Genomic DNA, 1,514 nt, shown 5'->3' on the forward strand with positions numbered 1-1,514 from the left:
TCAGACCGTAGACAAACCCCTTTTCAATTTCTTTGAAAAGGGGTTTGTCGTGTTTTTTAGATAGATTAAAGCCTCCTTTATACTGGACATGGCCCTCGCCATGTCCAGTTTGCCAGTTTTTTAAGATTCATGGCAGCGAAGGTAAGCATCGCCTGCATGGACACTTTTTTAAGCCCTCTGAGCTTTGTCCATCGCATGCCATGCTTTTCCTTGGCATCAGCGAAAACCCGTTCAATGGTTTCTTTTCGCTGTGCGTATATGCTTTTATTTTCTTCTGTATGGCGAAGGTGTTCAGCCTCTTCCAAAAATTCTTCCCAGACATGCCGGTTGATCCATTTTCGATGGCCTTTACTCTTTGTACACTGAGAGACCACCGGACAATCCTGGCAAATCAGCGGATTAGAGGCATACTGACGATACCCCTCGCGGTTCGTCGTTCGATAGGGCAAAGCTTCCCCTTGCGGGCAAATATACTGATCGTATGGTTCATCGTACACAAAATCATATTTCTTAAAGAAGCCTTTTTTTGTTTTGGGACGGGTGTAAGGCATAACAGGACGAATATTCCGGTCGATCAAAAACTTGGCAATCGGTGGTGTTTTATAGCCGGCATCTACGGCTAAGGCGTTAGGTTTTCCGATCTTTTCAATGAGTTGATTCACTAGTGGCTCAAGCATTCTACTGTCGTGTACATTGGCTCCGGTGACTAAACTGCCGAGGATAAATCCTTTGGAGTCACTGGCGGTGTGAAAAGAATAAGCAAACAATTTCTCTCGCTCGTCCTTTACATAATAGCCACTTTCCGGATCCGTTGTACTGATTTTAACTTCTTTCGTTTCGGTTTGGGTTTGAGGGGTTAGTGCTTTTTTCCGTGTACCTCACGGTCAAGATGAATTTCTTCTTCGAGTTGATGTTGGTAGGTGCGCGTTTCTACTCGAACCGTTTTTTTATCGAATTTCTTCTTATTGGCATTCGCCTTGACGTGAGTAGAATCAATGAAAGCGACCGAAGGATCAATCAGCCCATAGTTGAAAGCTTCCCGGAGAATGCGGTAAAAAATCTGTTCAAAAAGATCACTATCTTGAAAGCGACGGGCGTAGTTTTTACCGAAGGTGGAGAAGTGGGGAATTTTTTCATCGAACCCATATCCCAGGAACCATCGATACGCTACATTGGTTTCAATCTCTTTAATGGTTTGGCGCATTGAGCGAAGACCAAACACATATTGAATGAGTACCATTTTAATGAGAACAACCGGGTCTACGCTAGGCCGTCCATTGTCTAGAGAGTATGTATGTTGAATGGCATCATAAATAAAATCAAAGTCCATGACCTGATCCATCTTCCTTACTAAGTGATCTTGAGGCACTAATTCATCAAGAGCTGCAAGTGTAATTTGGTGACGTCCATCAGTAGAATGCTTCGATAACATGTTAATTCTCCCCTCAAACCGTATCTAGTTCCATTCTACAATAAAAAAAGCTTGTAGACATGAGACTTTGTCTACAAGCTGA

1 pseudogene is annotated in these 1,514 nt (G+C 43.1%); it reads right to left on the reverse strand.

Going from position 1 to position 1,514, the window contains the following annotated elements:
* Positions 1-77: 77 nt before the first annotated feature.
* Positions 78-1,432: pseudogene (locus QYB97_RS25045) on the reverse strand (IS1182 family transposase).
* Positions 1,433-1,514 lie beyond the last annotated feature (82 nt).

This window comes from Fictibacillus fluitans, assembly GCF_030418125.1.
GTDB classification, from domain to species: Bacteria; Bacillota; Bacilli; order Bacillales; family Fictibacillaceae; genus Fictibacillus_C; species Fictibacillus_C fluitans.